The sequence below is a fragment of the Flavobacterium sp. H122 genome, assembly GCF_004959765.1.
Classification (GTDB): domain Bacteria; phylum Bacteroidota; class Bacteroidia; order Flavobacteriales; family Flavobacteriaceae; genus Flavobacterium.
Window position 1 is genome coordinate 24,370 of record NZ_SJZD01000012.1, and the last position, 20,748, is coordinate 45,117.

At 32.1% G+C, this 20,748-nt stretch carries 19 protein-coding genes; all 19 read left to right on the top strand.

All coding sequences use genetic code 11. The features are described 5' to 3' along the window. Window positions 1-3: 3 nt before the first annotated feature. Complete coding sequence (locus tag EZM65_RS14490) at window positions 4-1,197, top strand: TDP-N-acetylfucosamine:lipid II N-acetylfucosaminyltransferase (protein ID WP_136669274.1); 1,194 nt, start codon at window positions 4-6, stop codon at window positions 1,195-1,197. 154 nt (window positions 1,198-1,351) lie between these two features. Next, window positions 1,352-2,389 (top strand): glycosyltransferase family A protein, encoded by a 1,038-nt coding sequence (locus EZM65_RS14495; RefSeq protein ID WP_136669275.1) that lies wholly within the window; start codon window positions 1,352-1,354, stop codon window positions 2,387-2,389. Window positions 2,390-2,445: 56 nt separating this feature from the next. Beyond that, window positions 2,446-3,471, top strand: a complete 1,026-nt coding sequence (locus EZM65_RS14500) for a glycosyltransferase (RefSeq protein WP_136669276.1) — start codon at window positions 2,446-2,448, stop codon at window positions 3,469-3,471. Beyond that, window positions 3,468-4,406, top strand: coding sequence for a glycosyltransferase (locus EZM65_RS14505; RefSeq protein ID WP_136669277.1), 939 nt, complete (start codon window positions 3,468-3,470; stop codon window positions 4,404-4,406). Before EZM65_RS14500 ends, EZM65_RS14505 begins: the two co-directional genes overlap by 4 nt. Next, window positions 4,393-5,403, top strand: coding sequence for a glycosyltransferase (locus EZM65_RS14510; RefSeq protein WP_136669278.1), 1,011 nt, complete (start codon window positions 4,393-4,395; stop codon window positions 5,401-5,403). The genes EZM65_RS14505 and EZM65_RS14510 overlap by 14 nt, the downstream gene beginning before the upstream one ends. A 26-nt stretch (window positions 5,404-5,429) precedes the next feature. Beyond that, window positions 5,430-6,323: a glycosyltransferase gene (locus tag EZM65_RS14515; protein ID WP_248574883.1), complete on the top strand. Its 894-nt coding sequence runs from the start codon at window positions 5,430-5,432 to the stop codon at window positions 6,321-6,323. A 7-nt stretch (window positions 6,324-6,330) separates the two neighbouring features. Continuing rightward, window positions 6,331-7,449 (top strand): non-hydrolyzing UDP-N-acetylglucosamine 2-epimerase, encoded by a 1,119-nt coding sequence (gene wecB, locus EZM65_RS14520; protein ID WP_136669280.1) that lies wholly within the window; start codon window positions 6,331-6,333, stop codon window positions 7,447-7,449. Window position 7,450: 1 nt separating this feature from the next. Continuing rightward, window positions 7,451-8,704, top strand: coding sequence for a glycosyltransferase family 4 protein (locus tag EZM65_RS14525; protein WP_136669281.1), 1,254 nt, complete (start codon window positions 7,451-7,453; stop codon window positions 8,702-8,704). Then, window positions 8,701-9,693: a glycosyltransferase family 2 protein gene (locus EZM65_RS14530; RefSeq protein ID WP_136669282.1), complete on the top strand. Its 993-nt coding sequence runs from the start codon at window positions 8,701-8,703 to the stop codon at window positions 9,691-9,693. Before EZM65_RS14525 ends, EZM65_RS14530 begins: the two co-directional genes overlap by 4 nt. Before the next feature lie 17 nt (window positions 9,694-9,710). Next, complete coding sequence (locus EZM65_RS14535; RefSeq protein WP_169051718.1) at window positions 9,711-10,646, top strand: glycosyltransferase family 2 protein; 936 nt, start codon at window positions 9,711-9,713, stop codon at window positions 10,644-10,646. Then, window positions 10,621-11,271, top strand: coding sequence for a bifunctional 2-polyprenyl-6-hydroxyphenol methylase/3-demethylubiquinol 3-O-methyltransferase UbiG (locus EZM65_RS14540; protein WP_169051719.1), 651 nt, complete (start codon window positions 10,621-10,623; stop codon window positions 11,269-11,271). Before EZM65_RS14535 ends, EZM65_RS14540 begins: the two co-directional genes overlap by 26 nt. After that, window positions 11,268-12,287: an N-acetylneuraminate synthase family protein gene (locus EZM65_RS14545; protein WP_136669285.1), complete on the top strand. Its 1,020-nt coding sequence runs from the start codon at window positions 11,268-11,270 to the stop codon at window positions 12,285-12,287. Before EZM65_RS14540 ends, EZM65_RS14545 begins: the two co-directional genes overlap by 4 nt. Next, entirely contained in the window at window positions 12,280-13,443 is a 1,164-nt protein-coding gene (gene neuC, locus EZM65_RS14550; RefSeq protein ID WP_136669286.1) for a UDP-N-acetylglucosamine 2-epimerase, read from the top strand. Before EZM65_RS14545 ends, neuC begins: the two co-directional genes overlap by 8 nt. Next, entirely contained in the window at window positions 13,443-14,144 is a 702-nt protein-coding gene (locus EZM65_RS14555; protein WP_136669287.1) for a cytidylyltransferase domain-containing protein, read from the top strand. The genes neuC and EZM65_RS14555 overlap by 1 nt, the downstream gene beginning before the upstream one ends. Then, window positions 14,144-15,859: an asparagine synthase (glutamine-hydrolyzing) gene (gene asnB / locus EZM65_RS14560; protein ID WP_136669288.1), complete on the top strand. Its 1,716-nt coding sequence runs from the start codon at window positions 14,144-14,146 to the stop codon at window positions 15,857-15,859. Before EZM65_RS14555 ends, asnB begins: the two co-directional genes overlap by 1 nt. 2 nt (window positions 15,860-15,861) lie before the next feature. Next, entirely contained in the window at window positions 15,862-17,253 is a 1,392-nt protein-coding gene (locus EZM65_RS14565) for a hypothetical protein (RefSeq protein WP_136669289.1), read from the top strand. Window positions 17,254-17,306: 53 nt separating this feature from the next. After that, on the top strand, window positions 17,307-18,239 hold the full coding sequence (locus EZM65_RS14570; protein WP_136669290.1) for a glycosyltransferase family 2 protein: 933 nt from the start codon (window positions 17,307-17,309) through the stop codon (window positions 18,237-18,239). A 116-nt stretch (window positions 18,240-18,355) separates the two neighbouring features. Next, complete coding sequence (gene rffA / locus EZM65_RS14575; protein ID WP_136669291.1) at window positions 18,356-19,474, top strand: dTDP-4-amino-4,6-dideoxygalactose transaminase; 1,119 nt, start codon at window positions 18,356-18,358, stop codon at window positions 19,472-19,474. Beyond that, entirely contained in the window at window positions 19,467-20,747 is a 1,281-nt protein-coding gene (locus EZM65_RS14580; RefSeq protein ID WP_169051720.1) for a glycosyltransferase family 39 protein, read from the top strand. Before rffA ends, EZM65_RS14580 begins: the two co-directional genes overlap by 8 nt. Window position 20,748 lies beyond the last annotated feature (1 nt).

Here is a 20,748-nt window from a genome sequence, read left to right on the forward strand (position 1 = left end):
AATTTGATTAAAAAATATATCCATATTTTTGATGATGATAAATTTATTGATCCAGCAATAAAATTGTTTGAGGAGGTAATCCCTGAACAATCTGTTTATTATATAATTCAATCTAAAAATACAGAATTTCGATATGTTAAATCATCAAATGTCGCCAAGGTTGATTTATCGATAATTAAAGAAAAAAATGAGTTATTGGATTTTATAAATTCAGACACGAATCATGTTGTTTTTATACACGCATTAAATTATGAAAAACAGCAGTTGATTTTTGGTATTTTACCTGATATAAAGAAAGTGTGGTTTATTTGGGGGTATGATTTGTATGGAAGTTGGCCGCTTTTAAAGCAAAATATTTATCTTCCGGTGACAAAATCCATATTAGAAATTAAGACAAATTTCAAGACCAGGCTAATATATAATTCTTTTTCGTTTTTCCTTTTTCATAAAAGAAAAATCATAAAAAGAATTAATAAAAAAATGTTTACTGTATTAAATAATGCATTTGATACTTCTTTTTATAAAACCGCTAAACTAGTTGATTTTATTGCGCCTGTAGTTCCTGCTGAATACAGAATTATTAAAAATATGAATCTAAAAGCAGAATATGTTCCATTTACATACGGCTGTATAGAAGATTTGTTGGGCTCTAATATTGATAAAAATGTTATGCATCAACCTAATATTTTAGTTGGAAATTCGGCTGACCCCTCTAATAATCATTTAGATATTTTTTTGAAATTATCCGATTTAGATTTAAGGGATAGAAAAATATATGTTCCACTAAGCTATAGCGGGAATGATAAATATAAAGAACAAGTTTTAAGAAAAGGATATGAATTATTTGGTGATAAATTTTGTCCATTAACTCAATTTATGCCGTTGGATGAGTATAATGAAATTTTGTTGAGTTGCGGGACTTTGGTATTTAGCCATATACGGCAGCAAGGGGTGGGGAATATTATAGTTTCAGCATATTTAGGCGCTAGAATATTTTTGAATGAAAAAAGCCCTGTTTATGAATATTATAGATCAGAAGGATTGAAAGTTTTCCCAACAAGAGAACTTTCAAAAAAATTAAACGTTTCATTGAAGGAAAAAGAATTGCAAGGGAATAGAGAAAAAATTTTCAATCTGTATAATAGAGAAGCAGCGCATGAGAAAATAAAAAAACTAATTCAAATTGTTGAAAAATAAAACGTTGTTTGATATATGCTACATTGCGTTTTTGGTTAAAACAGTAATCAATTCTTATCTTCGAAACAAGTAACAATACAATTACCGTTTTGTAGTTTAAAGAATTAAATAAATTGCATTTAGTAACCTTGTTGAAAGAACTGATTTAAAGTATATGTATAATCCACTTGTTTCCATAATAATTCCAACGTATAACAGAGCCCATTTAATAAGTGAGACTTTAAATAGTGTTTTGGTACAAACTTATACCAATTGGGAATGTGTCATTGTAGATGATGGATCTATCGATAATACGGAGTCTGTTGTGATGGATTATGTTAACAAAGATGCAAGATTTCAATTTCACAAAAGACCTGAAAATTATAAATCAGGAGGAAACGGTGCAAGGAATTATGGAGCTGAAATGACTAGTTCGAATTTTTTAATTTTTTTTGATTCTGATGATTTACTTGTTGAATCAGCCTTAGATGAGAGAATGATGTTTGTGAAAAAAAATGAATTTGATTTGTTAATTAACAATACAGCAACTTTTAAAAGAGAAATAGGAGATAGTGAACTTTTATGGAATATATTCGATACAAAAGACTCAATTACAGATTTGTTAAAAAGATTTCTGAATAATGATATGCCATGGCAAACTAATGGAGCGACATGGTCAAAAGACTTTTTTAAAAAAACAGGAGGTTGGAATGAGAAGCTGTCTGCTTGGCAAGACTGGGAAATACACATAAGAGCCTTACTTTTAAATCCTAAAATATTACATCTCAATCCGTTTCCTGACACTTATTATAGGTTAGAAAGTAATAATAGTATAAAAGATGGAATCAAAGAAGTTAAGTATTACCGCTCTGTAAGATATGCTCTTTTTAGTGTGTGTAAATCCATTAATAGGAACAAATTAATAAAAAATAAAGTAAAGAAAGAATTAAATAAATTGACAATACGTATATTAATTAAAATGCCTTTGTATAATAATTTTTATTTTTTTTTATTTAGAAACTTATGTGAAACAGGTCCGGCATTTTGCTTAAATAAATTTCAATTTCTTAAAATATGTTTTATAGAAGTTTTCGGAAAAAGTACAAAGGTAAAAATGTTTCTCATTAAAAAGATATATATAAGGCATCATGAATATATGAAAGTGCCAAGCTATTTTTTAAAATTGACAAAGCAGGATATAAAGCCTTTTTAATTTTTAGTTTTAAAATAAATAATCTCAAATTTAATATCGATAGACAAAAATAGTATATGAGTTTTAAATACAATTTTTCAATAGTTATTTGCTGTTACAATAGTGAAGAAAGAATTTCAAAAACGCTGCATCATATAGCCAGACAAAAGATAAAGGATGATATTAATTGGGAAGTAATTGTTGTTAATAATAATTCAACAGATTTAACAACTGAAAAAGCATTTAAAACTTGGGAAAAAATTAATTCTTTTATTGATTTTAAAATTATTGATGAAATAAATCCTGGTTTATCATTTGCCAGAAAAAAAGGAACTCTTGAGAGCAGAGGAGAATATATTCTGTTTTGTGATGATGATAATTGGTTAGATGAAAATTACATTCAAACTGCTTTTGAAATTACACAGAAAGATTCTAAAATTGGTATGTTAGGTGGTATAGGAACAGCTTTTACAATTGGTGATACTCCGGAATGGTTTGAAAAGGCAAAAATTGCTTATGCGGTAGGTGCACAAAATGAAACAGAAGGTGATATAACTTACAAAAAGGGATATGTTTATGGAGCTGGAGCTATTGTTAAGAAAGAATTACTTATATTGTTAGATGAAATAGGATTTGCTCATGTTTTGACAGATAGGATTGGGAAGAAAATAGTTTCAGGTGGAGATAATGAGATCGGTTATGCAATTGTTTTATTAGGCTACAAAATATATTATTCACAAAAATTAAAATTTCAACATTACATTCCTGACAATAGGCTTAATTTAAAATATTTAAAAAAGTTTAAAATTGGTCAGACATATACATACACTGCTATAAAGACTTATGAGGATTATATTTTTAAAAAGGATACGTTGTATAAGCCTCTTACTTTTAAAAATTGTGTGCTAACTAATTTAAAAGAAATTGTTTTAATTAATATACAGTATTTTAAAGGAGAAACAAGTTATTCTAATTATTATCTAAATCAGGCTAAATGGATTAGTAATATTAAATATTATTTTTTTAACAAATATCAGGATTATAATATTTATGTCAAGGTTCAAAATAATATTAAATTAATTGAAAATTATATTAAAAGTTGATAATCTCAAATAGTTTAGTTTCGGTAATAATTCCTGTATATAACAGATCTCAAATAGTTTGTGAAACTCTTAATTCCGTATTATCTCAAACATACAATAATTGGGAATGTATAATTGTTGACGATGGTTCTACAGATACTACTGTTGAAGTTATAAAAAATTTCATAATTGAAGAAAGCCGATTTCTATTAATAATTAGATCCGAAGATGAAAAAAAAGGAGCAAGTACTTGCAGAAACATTGGATTAAAGTATGCTAAAGGAACTTTCATTCAATTTTTAGATTCAGATGATGTTTTGTCACCACATAAAATATTAGAGCAATGTAAATTGTTAGATTCTCAATCTGAAATGTCATTTGCATTTTGCAAATGGGGTAGATTTACTCATTCAATCAATGATGCCGTTTTATTTGATAAGTTAGCCGTTTATAAGGATTTTAGTAATCCTGTAAAACTTTTAGATGCTTTAACTTTATCGAAAGGGTATTTACCTTTACATTCATTTTTATTTTCTAAAAGATTAATTGATCAGGCTGGCTTTTGGGATGAAAATATAGGATTAAATGATGATGGAGAGTTTTTTAGTAGAATTATTCTTAGTTTTGAAAATGCTTTTTTTGTACCTGATTGTTTTGTATTATATAGGACGCCTTTTAACGTTGAAGATAATTTAAGTTCATTTAAAAATGATAAAGATGTTTTGTCTGCGATAAAGAGTTGGGAAGTAATTTTTAAACGTTATGACAAAAAATTTAGAGGCACAGAAAAAAAATATCGAATATTTATAAAGATTGGTGTTCATCAGAATACCAAGAAAATCTCACCAGGTTTATTAATTCATCCTTTTTTTTCGGAATTAGAATTTTATTTTTTGAAGCAAAAAGTAATTAGATTTCTTCAAAAACTAATAAAAATTATATATGGAAACGGATAAATTAATTTCTATAATATTACCAGTTTATAATGGTGAAAAACATCTTGCAAAATCAATTGAAAGTTGTTTAAGTCAATCGTATAAAAATATTGAATTGATTATTGTTAATGATTGTTCGACGGATGCCACTTTAGAAATTATTACTGATTTTGCTTCAAAAGATGATAGAATTAAAATTATTAATAATGACATAAATAAAAAGCTGCCGGCATCACTTAACATAGGTCACAAGGTTGCCAATGGAGATTTATTTACATGGACAAGTCATGACAATATATATGAACCTTCAGCAATTGAAGAATTAGCAAAACCAATTCTGTTAGGTCATGCAGATGTCACTTATGCTAATTTATTTTTAATTGATAGTGAAGGGAATTTCAAAAAAGAAACTATACTCCCTGAAATTGAAAATTTGATATTTGGAAACTGTGTCGGAGCCTCTTTTTTATACAGAAAAGAAGTTTTTGAAAGAAATAATGGTTATAATGAGCATTTATTTTTAGTTGAAGATTATGATTTTTGGATTCGCGCTTTCAATCATAGTAAATTTATTCACATAAATAATTCTTTTTATAATTACCGTACTCATGAAGAAAGTTTGACATACGGAATCAATGAGAATCCGGAAAAGAATAAATTATGGAAAAATAATTTACTCAAAATGTATGAAGTCTTCTTTTCCGCATATTTGAAAGAATTTTCCAATACAGCTATTATTTTTACCCAAATGCTTACAGAATATAAATTGGACTTTGATTTGTTGATTAAAGAAAATCAGAATATTTCACTCCTGAAAAAAAAGTTAAGCAATAATAAAAATATTGAGTCTTCAAAAAATGTAGAAAGAATTTTTTTGAAAAAATATATTGAAATGATTAGTAATACTTTGGATGAGAAAAATACTATATCAAAATCTCTTTATCTTTTAAAAAATTACTATAAGGTAATGGATAAGAATGATTTCAAAACGTTAATTAAATTCATTTTCTTTAAGTAATGAATAAACCTAAAATTACAATTATCATGGCCACCTACAATAGAGCACATTTTATTGTAGAAACCTTACATTCCATTCAACAACAAACATTTGTTGATTGGGAGTGTTTGATTATTGATGATGGAGGAACTGATAATACTAGCCAGGTTATAGCTTCGATACTGGAAAAAGATAAAAGATTTCAATTCTTAAAACGACCTGAAAATTATTTAAAAGGATTACCTGGCTGCAGAAATTACGGACTTGATTTAGCACAGGGAGATTACATCATCTTTTTTGATGATGATGATATAATCCATCCTGAAAATCTAAAAGTAAATCTTGAAGTTGTACAGGGGAACAGTGTTGATTTTTGCCATTATCAAAAACAATCATTCGAGAACCGTAAACCTGAAATTCATTTGTCTGAAGCTAAAATTATTCAATCGATTTCAATCTCAGACATAGAAGATGTGATAACCCAAAAAATCGGGTTGGCATCATGTACTGTGTTCTGGCATAAAAGATGTTTTGCAGACAACCGTTTTAATGAAGAATTAATGTATGCGGAAGAATGGGAATGTTATTCCAGAATTATAAGTGATGGATTTTGTGGTTTGATTATTGACTCTTTTTTATATTTTAATAGAAAACATCCTAATTCAAATACGGGAGAGTTCTACAATAATAATCCTATTCGCAAGGCTTCAAAAAAAGATGCTGTTCTTTTAGTAATTGATAATTTAAAAGTGAAAGGACTGTTTTCGGAAAAACTCCTTAGGTATTTTGTTCAAATGGCTTTGCAGTTTAAAGAACATCTCCTTTTTAAACAGATAAAAGAAAAAGCGCGTTTATCTTTTGTTGAAAGAGTGAAATGGAATATTTTTTATAGCTTGCTGCCCATAAGACTTTTTTTATATCGTATTAAAAAGCAATTGTAAAAAAATAATGAAAGTACTGCTTTGTTTTGGAACAAGACCCGAAGCCATCAAAATGGCACCTCTTTATCATAAGTTGAAAGATACTTCTGTTGAAATCGCTGTTTGTGTAACTGCTCAACACAGGGAAATGCTGGATCAGGTTCTTGATTTTTTTGAGATAATACCTGACTATGATTTGGATTTGATGCAAAAAGGGCAAAGTTTGAATCAGTTGAGTAGCCGTATACTCTCATCAATTGAAGTGATTTTTCAAAATTTTAATCCCGGCTTGGTTTTAGTACACGGCGACACTACAACATCTTCCATGGTAGCATTAGCAGCATTTCATAATGGTATTAAGGTGGGGCATGTAGAGGCAGGATTGCGGACTTACAACAAACTTTCACCTTATCCTGAGGAAATGAACCGGCAAATTACCGGCAAAATTGCCGACTATCATTTTGCCCCCACATCTTGGGCAGAAAAAAATCTTTTACAGGAAAAAGTCACTAAAGAAAATATTGTAGTTTCAGGAAATACTGTAATAGATGCTTTACAATTGGGTGTTCATAAGTTGGAAAAAGGCTATCATTGTGATGATTTGAATTTAGTGAGGCAGCTTCTGCAACCGGATAAAAAATTGATTTTGGTTACCGGACATCGCAGGGAAAATTTTGGTGAAGGATTTGAAAATTTATGTTTGGCAATAAGAAAAATCGCCACAGCAAGACCAGATGTTCAAATTGTTTATCCTGTTCATTTAAATCCGAATGTACAAGAACCTGTACAACGTATTCTAAGTGCAATTTCTAATGTGTATTTAATTTCTCCGGTAGATTATCCTGCTTTTTTATATTTAATGCAGCACTCATATTTTATTGTAACCGATTCCGGAGGTGTTCAGGAAGAAGCTCCTTCTTTAGGAAAACCTGTTTTGGTAATGCGTGATACAACTGAACGGCCGGAAGCTTTGGAAGCTGGAACGGTACAATTGGTAGGTACTGATACCGGGACCATAGTGAATGCTTGTTTGGAATTGCTGGACAATGAAGTTTTATATAAAAAAATGAGTCAGGCGCATAATCCGTATGGAGATGGAAAAGCTTCGGAACGAATTTGTACCTTTATTACCCAATTGCCATTTTAGAATGAAGATTTTAGTTGTAGTTGACTCCATAGATGTTAATGATAGTAGTGGTTCCAAAGCTAATGTAGCTTTGATTCAAAACCTGGCTGCTTGCGGATTTGAAGTCTGCGTTTTACATTATACCCAAAAGAATATAATATTAGATGCTGTTACCTGTGTTGCGGTTCCTGAAAAAAAATGGAATTACCTTTACGTATTAAGCAGAACTGAGCGTTTATTTACCAGATTGACAAAAATAAGCTTAAATAAGTATTTAGAACAATGGTTTGGTTTTTCATTTACTTTTTTCAATGATTCCTACAGTATAGCCACTGCTGTTAAAAAACATAAAGATTTTCAGCCTGACTTGATTTTGACATTAAGTAAAGGAGCCAGTTTCCGCCCGCATCATGCTCTTTTGAAAGTGCCTGAATTTCATAATAAATGGATGGCTTATGTTCATGATCCTTATCCGTTTCATTTTTATCCAAGACCATATAATTGGATTCAGCCAGGTTATGCTCAAAAGGAGAGGTTTTTTAGAACAGTTTCCGGGAAGGCTGAATACAGTGCTTTCCCAAGTCAATTACTAAAAGAATGGATGGGGAGCTATTTTGATAATTTTTTGAAAACAGGAATTATCATCCCGCATCAAGTGGAAAAAAATACTATAAACGATATTCCGGCTCCTGATTATTTCGATAGTACAAAGTTTAACTTATTGCATGCAGGAAATTTGATGAAGCAAAGGAGCCCAATCCCATTAATAAAAGCGTATAAAAAATTTTTAGAAGCTTTTCCTGATGCTGAAAAACAATCACAGTTATTACTTTTAGGACCAGCTGATTTTTATGAAGAAGAATTGATCAATTTTCAAAAAGAAATAACTTCATTGCATGTAGAAAATAGAAATGTCCCTTTTAAAGAGGTTTTGGCTTTACAAGAAAAGGTTTCCGTTAATATTATACTGGAATCCAAATCTGAAATCAGTCCCTTTTTGCCTGGTAAATTCCCTCATTGTATAGCTGCAGATAAGCCTATTCTTCTGTTAAGCCCATATTACAGTGAAACCAGAAGATTGTTAGGGGAAAATTATTCATACTGGGCTGAAGCAGATGATGTAGTGAAAATTAAAACGAAAATTGAGAAATTATATCTTAATTGGAAAGAGAATTCCAATCAGTTTTTAAATAGAAAAGATTTAGAAAAATATTGCAGTAACGAGCATGTTAAGAAAGAATTGTTTAAATTGTTTAATAATACCCAAAATTTATGAGAGAGGGAATTAATCCGCAAAAATTAGAGAAAAAACTGGAATTGGATAAAATCCATCGAATTGTAGTTGTGGTATACATACCCGAATTGACCGGGTTTTATAAAAATTCTTTTGAGGTTTTTAAATTATGCATTGATTCGTTAATTTCCACAATCGACAAACATGCTGCTGTAACGGTTGTAAATAATGGTTCTTGTGCTGAGGTATATGCATTTTTGAATGATTATCTGCATTTAGGGAAAATCGATTCTGTAATCCACCATAGAACCAATATAGGAAAAATTGATGCCCAGATAGGGGCAGCAAGGGGCGTAAGGGAAAAACTGATAACATTGACAGATTCGGATATACTTTTTAAGGCAGGATGGCAGATGAATGTTGAAAAAGTTTTTCATTCTTTTAACGGAGTGGGCTCTGTGTCTCCAATTCCTGTGAAAGATGGCCTTTTTTATGGAACAACATCAGTCTTAAAAGCAGTTCTGTTGCGAAAAGTCCGATTTAAAAGAGAATCAATTCCTGGAAATTTCGATGATTACAATAAATATTTGAACAGTATTAATTGGGATTTGGAAACTGATAAAGATAAAAAATGGACAATTATATATTCAGGAAATACAAAAGCAGTTATAGGGAGCGGTCATCAGGTGTTAACAGTTGACAGGGATATTCTCTTTAAAACTGTTCCCACAAAGCCTTCATTGACTCTGGTTGGAGGGGATTCAGAATTCAGTTATGTCGACGCTCCTATCGATAAGGCAGGAAAGATGAGGTTGTCAACTTATAATAATTATGCTTTTCATATGGGGAATAATTTAGAACCATGGATGATTGATGTTCAAAAAGATAATGAAAAAAGCAGGGTTGAAGATTCAAATTTGGATATGAGAAATACTGTATCAGTGGATTTGCTGAATACGAGGTTTAAAGATAAATTCTTTGGATTGAAAAAAAGAATCGTAAAAAAAATATTTGCTCTTTTTTATAATTAAAAAGAAGAACTTTTGTTATGACAAATTTGAAACACAAATTCTCTATACAGATAACTACAAAAAACAGAATTCAGGATTTGTTGTTTACACTTTCCCAAATACAAGAAATTACTGAGCGAAAAGATGTTGAGTGTGTAATCTATGACGACGGATCTGTTGACGGGACTTTTGATATAATAAAGAAAAAATTTCCGTTGATTAAACTTTTTAGGAATGATAAAAGTAAGGGGCTTATTTTCTGTAGAAACAGGATGTTGAATACAAGTGAGTCTGATTATGTCATTTCGCTGGATGATGATGCTCATTTTTTGTCAGAGAATGTTTTGGAAAACATTGAAAATTATTTTAATGAAAATTCTGCCTGTGGTGTTATAGCTACCCGGATTTTTTGGGGAATAAGCCCGCCAATTTCTACTTTCTCAGATGAAAAACCATTAAGAGTAAGAGGATTTGTTGGGTGTGGCCATGTATGGAATATGAAAGCATGGGCTTCAGTTCCTGATTATCCTGACTGGTTTGTGTTTTATGGCGAAGAAGAGTTCGCAGGTTATCAGTTGTTCAAGAAGAAATGGGAGATTCATTATGTGCCAAAAATATTGATTCATCACAGAGTAGATGTCAAGGGAAGAAAGAAGAATGATGATTATTCTATACGGTTACGACGTTCGCTACGTTCAGGTTGGTATTTGTATTTTCTTTTTATTCCGGTAAAAATGATTCCGGCAAAAATGATGTATTCACTTTGGATTCAGATTAATAAAAAAGTATTTAGGGGAGATTTGAGGGCTTTAAAAGCAATAGTTTTGGCAATTATAGATTTATTTGTGAATTTGTTTCGTTTGTTCAAAAATAGAGAAGGCTTTACGGTTGATGAGTATAAAGTTTTTTGTAATTTGCCCCAAACTAAGATTTATTGGACTCCAAAAAATGAAACAAGTAATTCCACAATATAAAACAAGAGGCGATTTTGCTCATGAGATGATTGATAAATATTTTAAATCATCACCAAATAAGACGGTTAGCGATATTGGAGCCGGATTTGGTTTTATGGGTGAAAAAATTAAAAACTCCGGTGGTGATTGGCAGCCTTTTGATTATGTTCGGAAAATTGAGGAATCAATTATATGGGATTTGAATTGTTCTGAACCTGAAAATGTTAAAAAAGCCGGTATGGTTATTTTTCTTGAAGTACTGGAACATTTGGCCAACCCGCTATTGGCAATACAAAATATTTCTGACCATATAGAAAAAGGAGGCTTTTTGGTGTTAACCACCCCAAATCCACAATCCAGTAAAAACAGAATTAATTTGATGGTAAAAGGTACTTTGTACGCTTTTCAGGAAAAACACTTGCAGGAACATCATGTTTTTACACCTTGGGAACATATAGTTAAAATGTTTTTGGAACAAACTGGTTTCGAAATATTGGAGTATGCCATTGTAGATACCGCATACCAGGGAGAGAAGCCTAAAACTGTCAAGGCATATCTGAAAAAAGTTATCGAAAGATCGATTGAAAAATATAATCCTAAATCGGTTGGGATGAGTTATGGAATTGTAGCAAAAAAATCGAAATGAGCGTAAAGAATGAAGTTTATCTCATCGCCGAAATAGGTCAGGCTCATGAAGGCAGTCTGGGAATACTGCATTCTTATATTGATGCCGTAGCATCAACAGGTGTACAGGCAATAAAATTTCAGATGCATATTGCAGAAGCAGAAAGTAGTTTGTATGAGCCATTTCGTGTGAAATTCTCCTTGGAAGACCAAACCCGATACGATTATTGGCAGAGAATGGGCTTTACCTTGGAACAGTGGAAAGAAATTAAAAAACATTGTGATGAAGTTGGCCTGGATTTTATTTGTTCACCATTTAGTAATCAGGCAGTAGATTGGCTGGAAGAGATTGGAGTTAAATATTATAAAGTCGGCTCCGGTGAAGTGAACAACCTGTTGTTGCTTGAAAAAATTACAGGAACCAAAAAGCCGGTTATTATTTCTTCGGGTATGAGTTCTTATGAAGAATTGGATTGTACCGTTGCTTTTTTAAAAGAAAGAAATGTGGCTTTTTCAATTTTGCAATGCACAACTTCTTATCCTACACAACCCGAACAATTTGGTTTTAATGTAATCCGTGAATTGAAAGAAAAGTATGGTGTTCCAGTAGGTTTTTCTGATCATTCCGCAAAAGTGTCCACGAATATTGCTGCTGTGGCACTGGGCGCAGAAATACTGGAGTTTCATGTGGTTTTCGATAGGAGAATGTTTGGCCCGGATACAAAATCCTCATTATTAATCGATGAGGTTTCACAATTGGTGGAGGACGTTAATGCTGTTTACAAAGCTATTCAGCACCCGATTGATAAAAGTAATAACAAACAATTCTCTGAATTGAAATCTATTTTTGAAAAATCATTAGCCATAAACAAAGATTTGCCGAAAGGGCATTGTTTGACTTTTGAAGATTTAGAGGCAAAGAAACCTAAAGGACACGGAATAGAAGCATTAAAGTTTCAAGACGTTATTGGAATGAAGTTAAAGCATGATATGAAACAATGGAATTTCATTAATGAAAATGATTTAATAAATGATTAGTAAAAGAAAAATAGCTGTTGTTATTACCGCCCGTCCATCCTACAGCAGAGTAAAAACTGTTTTGGAGGCCATACAAAACCATTCGGAATTAGAACTTCAGCTGGTGGTTGCCGCTTCAGCACTTTTAGACCGATATGGTTCAGCAGTGAATTATATTGAGAAAGATGGCTTTACCATTGCTGCTCGGGTTTTTAATGTTCTGGAAGGAGAAAATCTTACAGCTGCAGCAAAAACAACAGGCATCGGTATTTTGGAATTATCTACTGTTTTTGATAATTTAAAACCGGATGTTGTGGTAACTGTAGCTGATCGTTTTGAAACCATGGCTACAGCCATCGCGGCTTCCTATATGAATATTCCACTGGCACACATACAAGGAGGAGAAGTTACCGGAAACATAGATGAAAAGGTAAGGCATTCAATCACCAAATTAGCTGATTATCATTTTGTAGCTTCTGAAAGTGCAAAAGAACGCGTATTGAAATTGGGAGAAAACCCGGATTTCGTTTTCAATACAGGATGTCCTTCAATAGATTTGGCTAAACAGGTAAAAGAAAACAGTGCTGTTTTACCTTTTGATCCTTACGAAAAGTATGGAGGTGTTGGTGCAAAACCGGATTTATCAAAAGGTTATTTAGTAGTCATGCAGCATCCGGTTACAAATGAATACCAGGATTCCAGAAAACATATTGAAGCAACGCTTCAGGCTGTTTATAAATTAAATAGACCTACACTGTGGTTTTGGCCCAATGTAGATGCCGGTGCAGACGGTACTTCAACAGGTATCAGGGCTTTTAGGGAGACCCATCTTTTACCGAATGTCCATTTCTTTAAAAATATGGAAGGCAAAGATTTTCTGCATTTGCTCAATCACACAGACTGCCTGATTGGAAATTCCAGTGTAGGGATTCGGGAATGTGCTTATCTGGGTGTTCCGGTTGTTAATATCGGATCCCGTCAGAACAGAAGGGATCGCGGAGTTAATGTAATAGATGTGGACTATGATGAAGCCAATATTAAAAAAGCTATAGAAGAGCGGATTTTAAATAAAAATAAAATTGCTTCCAATGTATACGGAGGCGGGAATGCGGGTGAACAGATTGCCGATTTGTTAGAAAAATTGCCAATCCAATTTCATAAAACAATCATGTATTAATGAAAATTTTAGGTATTATTCCAGCACGTGGCGGTTCAAAAGGTGTGCCAGGCAAAAATATTAAAATGCTTGGGGATAAGCCTTTATTAGCCTATAGTGGTGAAGCTGCTTCACAAGCAGCGTTTTTAACAAAAACAATTCTTTCTTCTGATAATGGGGCTATTCAGGCTGTTGCAATAGAATACGGGCTTGAGGTTCCCTTTACAAGACCTGAAACTTTAGCGACTGATACAGCTTCAAGCATTGATGTGGTGAAGCACGCAGTTGAATATTTGGAAAGACAAGGTGAATATTTTGATGCGGTTTGCTTACTGCAGCCCACTTCCCCTTTTCGGGAACAAGGATTTATCGATAAAGCCATTCAAAAATTCATAGTTGATGGAACTGATGCTTTAGTAAGTGTACTTCCTGTACCGCATGAGTACAATCCACATTGGGTTTTCGAAGTGGATAATAAAGGATTACTGCGGATAGCTACCGGAGAAAAGGAAATTATTAAAAGAAGACAGGAACTGCCTCAGGCTTATTTTAGAGACGGCTCACTATATATAACAAAAGTTTCGGTTATTAAACAGGGAAGTTTTTATGGAGAAAAATTAAGTTATATAGAAAGCAATCCTGATTTTTATGTAAATATTGATACATTCCAAGACTGGATTAAAGCCGAAGAGAATTTAAAATTGATTAAAGATAGATTGTAATGTGCGGGATTGCAGGAATAGTTTCTTCTTCACTTTCATTGCTTGAAAGAGAAAACCTATTGCATAGGATGCTTGATGCACAGGAACACCGCGGTCCTGATGCCAAACAGGAATGGCATGATCAATGCTGTAGTTTAGGGCATAACCGATTAAGTATTATTGATCTCTCGACAGCAGCCAATCAGCCCATGCAAAGCAGTTGTGGAAGGTACAGGATAGTTTTTAACGGGGAGATTTATAATTATATTGAAATACGGAATGAACTTCAGCCGTATTTCAATTTTCATACCCAATCAGATACTGAGGTTTTGTTGAATGGGTATATTCATTGGGGGAAAGATTTCCTGCACCGTCTTAACGGAATGTTTTCCATAGCAATATGGGATACAAAAGACAGGAAAATGTTCATAGCAAGAGACCGGTTTGGAGTGAAACCATTCTATTATTGCACCGATGCTGCACGTTTCGTTTTTGCAAGTGAGATAAAAACCATTTGGGGAGCGGGAATCCCTAAAATACCGAACAATAAAATCTGGGCAAATTATTTAAGTTTTGGTACTTACGGACTGCCTCATGAAACGTTTTGGACTGGGATTCATCAGTTGCCTGCCGGGCATTATGCTGAAATCAAAAGTAATTCTTTAAATGCAGTACAGCCTGAACTTTGGTATGATTTTGTTTCAAGAGTTAATGGAATTGAGCCTTTGACAATTAGTCAGTTGCAAAAACAATATACTGATTTACTCAATGATTCCATTCAACTTCGATTTAGAGCTGATGTACCTCTTGGTATGAATGTGAGCGGTGGTTTGGATTCTTCAACATTAATAGCCCTGATTCATAAAAATTTACCTTTCAGTAAAAAAATGGAAGCTTTTACATTTTATTGTAATGATGTGAATTATGATGAATTGCCGTGGGTAGAAGCCTTACTTAAAGATAAGCCCTATTCCTTAAATAAAGTCCTTTTGCAAGCTGAAAACATCCCGCAATTAATAACTGAAATTGCCGAAAATCAGGATGAGCCTTTTGGAGGTTTTCCAACATTGGCTTACAGTTTATTGTTTCAGGAAGCTGGGAAAAAAGGAATTAAAGTACTGTTGGATGGTCAGGGGATGGATGAGGCCTGGGCAGGCTACGATTATTATCATAACGAGACAGGAGGTGTTATTCAAGGAGTGACCTCAAGTCCGGTAAGACCGGAAGTGTTATTGCCTGAGTTTACTCAATTTGCTGATAAAGAAAACTATGTTCAGCCGTTTGCTTCTAAAATGCAGAATATGCAGTATAGAGATATCTTTTATACCAAAATACCCAGAGCTTTACGATTTAACGATCGAATCAGTATGATGCACGGAACAGAGTTACGGGAACCTTTTTTAGATTACCGCTTAATGGAAATGGCATTTGCTCAAAGTGATGATGTGAAATTTAAAGGAGGCAATACAAAATGGATGTTACGTCAAATCAGTCAGAAATTAATTTCGGATAAAGTCGCTTTGGCACCAAAAAGACCTTTGCAAACGCCACAACGTGAGTGGATTGCCGGTGAATTGAATGCATATGTCTCTGAAAATATCGGGAAGTTCTCACAGTTCGATTTTGTCAATAAAATCAAAGTGGAAAAGATTTGGCAGGAATATATTAAGGGAAATCAGGATAATAGTTTTTATATTTGGCAATGGATTAATACAGTTGTCTTATTAGAAAATTAATAATGAAAAAAATTGGTGTAGTAATTACTGATGGAGTAGGGTTTCGCAATTTTGTATTAAGTGATTTTTTAATAAAATCTCAAGAGCAATTTGAAGAAGTTATCGTATTTTCTTGTTTGCCCGAATCAGTCTATCAAAACTTAAATTTTAAAGTTAAAATAGTTGAATTAGAAGTTTTTGAAGAATCTTTTTATACATGGTTTTTTAGAAAGGCAAAAGAACTTGCGCATTTGCAAAAACACAAAAAAGACAATTTTGGGATTACCGACAATCTAAATGCAAATTATTCAAAGGCAAAAACTCCCAGAGGATGGACTACTAGATTTTTGTTCCCAATAACCAGTATCTGTAATTCTGAAAATTGGATTTTACGATGGGAAAAATGGCAGCAACTAACCTTTGCCAAAAAAAACATCACAAAAAAATATAGAAAAATTCTAAAAGATTTTGGTCCGGATGTACTCTTTTTTACACATCAACGTCCGCCATTTATAGCACCTTTAATTCACGCCGCTCAAAAACAAAAGATAAAAACAGCCAGTTTTATTTTTAGTTGGGATAATCTGGCATCTAAAGGAAGAATGGCTGGAAGTTTCGATCATTATTTAGTATGGAGTGAGCTAATGAAAAAAGAATTGCTTCATTTTTATACTTCAATAAAGGAAAACCAAGTGGGTGTTGTTGGAACACCACAGTTTGAACCTTATATTTTAAATCGATATGGTTTAGATAAGCTGACTTTTTGTAGTAAATTCAATTTAGATTTAAATAAAAAAACAATTTTATTCAGTTGTGGAGATGTTTCCACAAGCCCTAATGATACAAGATATATAGAGGCTATTGCAGAAATTATTGCTGACGGGAAATTAGATGAAGAAGTGAATTTTTTAGTAAGAACTTCACCTGCCGAGACACCTGAACGGTTTAATGAATTAGCCGTTAAGTATCCATGGATTAGCTGGAATTACCCTAAATGGACTCAAGCCCGATCTAATCATCAGGAAAATTGGTCACAACGTATTCCAACAGTTGAAGATGTCTCCGATTTAAAATCGGTTTTACAGTATTGTGATCTATGTGTAAATATGCTTTCGACTATGAGTCTGGATGCTATGTTGTTTGATAAGCCGGTGATTAATACCGTTTTCGGAAATGGCATTAACGGATTGGTTAATGACCAGAGGTTTTTAAATTATGCACACATAAAAAAAGTGCTTGATAGTGGAGCAGTTACCATTGCTGAAAACGAGGAAGAATTAATTTCGGCAATCAATCAATGTTTGTTCACGCCAGATTATAAATTAAATGAGCAAAAAGGACTATTGGAGTTGCAAATTGGCAAACCATTAGAACAAACCAGTAAAAGAATTGCTCAAGCATTGAGGAATTGCTGACAGGTTAATTGGTTTGAAATGCTTTTGAACTTTCCCTTAGTTAAATTATAAATATGAAAGAAGAATTTAGTCCTGAAATTTCATTTGTAAGCCCTGTTTACAAAGCAGAAAGAATACTTGATAAATTAGTTTCGGAAATTCAGAAGGTGATGGACGAAATCAATCAACCCTATGAAGTTATTTTAGTTGATGATAGAAGTCCTGATGGAAGCTGGCAGGTTATGAGAAAAATTTCAAGCAAATTTCCCGAGGTGAAAAGCATCAGATTGAGCAGAAATTTTGGACAGCATCCGGCAATTATGGCTGGATTGTCTATGGCAAAAGGGGAGTGGGTTGTTGTAATGGATTGTGATTTACAAGACCAGCCAAAAGAGGTATTGAAATTATACAATAAAGCCAAGGAAGGGTTTGATATAGTTTTCGCGAAACGAAAACACAGAAAAGATGGGTTTTTAAAAAAAATGTCATCTGCCATTTTTTCTAAAGTGTATAGCTTTTTTACTGATACAAAGTATGACAATGAAATTGCTAATTTTGGGATTTACAATAAAAAAACAATAAAGTCAATCCTTGAAATTACTGATGCAATAAAATTTTTTCCTCTTTTCGTTAAACTTGTAGGATTTAATTTTACTTCAGTTGTGGTGGAACACGCTGAAAGAGAAGAAGGCGAATCTAGTTATAGTTTTTCAAAATTAATTAGTCTGGCATTTAATACTATTATTTCATTCTCAAATAAACCGTTGAAGCTCTTCGTGAAGTTTGGAATTACTATGTCAATGATTTCATTTCTTTTTGGAATTTATAACATATATCTCGCAATGACAAATCAAATTGAAGTTTTAGGTTATAGTTCTATCATTGTTTCTGTTTGGTTTTTATCTGGAATAATTATTACAACTATTGGTGTAACAGGTATTTATATCGGTAAAATATTCGATCAGACTAAAAATAGACCCACCTTTATAATTGATGAAATAGTATGATAAAAAAGCTTGATTGGGATTCGGATGCAGAGATCCAATATAGGCGCTTGCTATATATATGAGAAACTCGGGTACAAGGTTTTAGAAGAAAAGTACATTAAACATTATTGGAGAATATGATTCCATTCAACAAGCCTTATTTAACAGGTAAGGAAACACAATATATCGAAGAAGCTGTAAAGTCTGGGAAAATTTCAGGCAATGGAATTTTTACACAAAAGTGTCAAACATTCTTCGAAAATAAATACAGTTTTAAAAAAGTATTGTTAACAACTTCTTGTACAGATGCTCTTGAAATGTGTGCGATTTTAGCAGATATTAAATCTGGAGATGAGGTAATAATTCCAAGTTATACTTTTGTTTCCACCGCATTAGCTTTTGTGAGACAAGGAGCCAAAGTAATATTTGCTGATTCTTGCAAGAATACTCCTAATATTGATGTTAAAAAAATTGAATCACTTATCACTGATAAAACAAGAGCAATTGTACCGGTTCATTATGCAGGTATGGCCTGCGAAATGGATGAGATAATGGAAATTGCTAATCGATACAATCTAATTGTAATTGAAGATGCTGCACAAGCTATTGATGCTTATTATAAAGGAAAACCTTTAGGTTCTATAGGGCATTTAGCTGCTTTTTCATTCCATGAAACTAAAAATATAATAGCTGGCGAAGGAGGTATGATAGTGGTTAATGATGAACGTTTTATACATCGTACCGAAATAATCTGGGAAAAAGGGACAAATAGAGCAGAGTTTTTCAGAGGCGAAGTAAATAAATATGGATGGGTGGACACAGGCTCGTCTTTTTTGCCTTCAGAAGTGATTGCTGCTTTTTTATGGGCACAGATTGAAAATATAGATAAAATTCAACAAAGGAGACTGCAGATATGGAAGTTTTACGAGACTGAATTGAAAGATTGGGCTGATTTAAATGATATAGAATTAATCAAAGAAATAGAAGGAGCTTCAAATAATGCACATATGTTTTATTTAGTTTGTAAATCTATTGGACAAAGAACACAGCTGATAAATCATCTTAAAGAAAATAATATTCATGCCGTTTTTCATTATATAAGTTTGCATTCAAGTCCGTTTTATATTGAAAAGCATGATGGAAGAATGTTGGTAAATAGTGATAAGTTTACGGATAGATTACTTCGTTTACCTATGTTTTATGAACTGGAAGAAAAAACTGTTGTTCAAATTATTAAGGAATTTAGAAATGTTTAAAATTAGAAAAATAAGATTGCCGTTTTTGCTTTTAATGTTTGGGTTGTTTACAATTTGTAACTTGATTTATTTAGTTCAAAGTATTAGATTACAGTTGTTAAATAAAGAATGTAATGGAGATGAATATTATTACGAGAATTTATACAGATTAGATCAGATAAGTTTGGAAAAGATTACTTCAATACCATCTCAGATCTATGTGTTTATTTCTTCAATATTTAATTTTTTTATTAATGACAGCATTTTATCCACAAGAATAGTTTCTGTTGTTAGCGCAGTTTTATTTTTATTTTTCGTCTATAATTTCTTTTTCAAAAGGTTATTAATAGATTCAGTAGAAAAAAGTATTCTTTTTATTTTTTTTGGGTCAATTATATTCATAACAAGAAATTGTTTTATAGGAACTTCTGATTTTATGTCAATATGTCTTTTGTTCATTACTTTATGGCAACTAATAGAGTTTTTTGAAAATGAAAAAGCATTTAACTCCAAAAAGATGCTTTTGATAGGAGCGATATTAGGAATTTCAATTACAGTTAGACCAACCGTATTGTTGGTTTATCTGGTTTTTTCAATATCACTTTTGTTTTTTAAAAAATATAGATTGGTTATAACTTACAAATTAAAAGAGTTGTTTCTCATAGCTTTCAGTTCACTTTTTTTAATAATATTAATTAATTTATACCCCGTTATTCATGAACACAAAATTGTTTTAGATGTGAAAGAAATACCTAAAGAAACAGGTGTGAATTGGTTACAGAGAAATTATTTGATGGCAAAATTTTGGGATAATGGAAGTTTAGATAAAGGAAATTGGCTGTCTACTCAAGATGTTATTGATTATAAAATGAAAAATCCAAATGCTTTTATACCAAAGGATAATTTTGAAATTCTAATGCAGGAGCCGGGTTTGTATGCACGGCAAATGACTAGAATGTTTGTAAAGGCAAATTATACATATTTCCGCTTTATGTATCTTTTTTTTCCAATTTTATGGCTTATTTTTTTCCCAGTATTTAAAAAAAATAATTTGTCAAAAGAAACAGATAAATATAAGTTAATAATTTTAACATTGTTTTTGAGTACTTTATTTTTTTCTTTTATGGCTATAAAAATGTTTGAACCTAGATGGGTAGTTGCCATACTTTTAGTGTATGCTTTATTTTCCATAGAGTATTTGATAAAATTTAAACAAGAAAAAAGGTATTTAGTGTATTCTATATCTTCTGTTTTAGGTATTATTATGTTTTTAAATACTTTTTTAGGAAATTAGT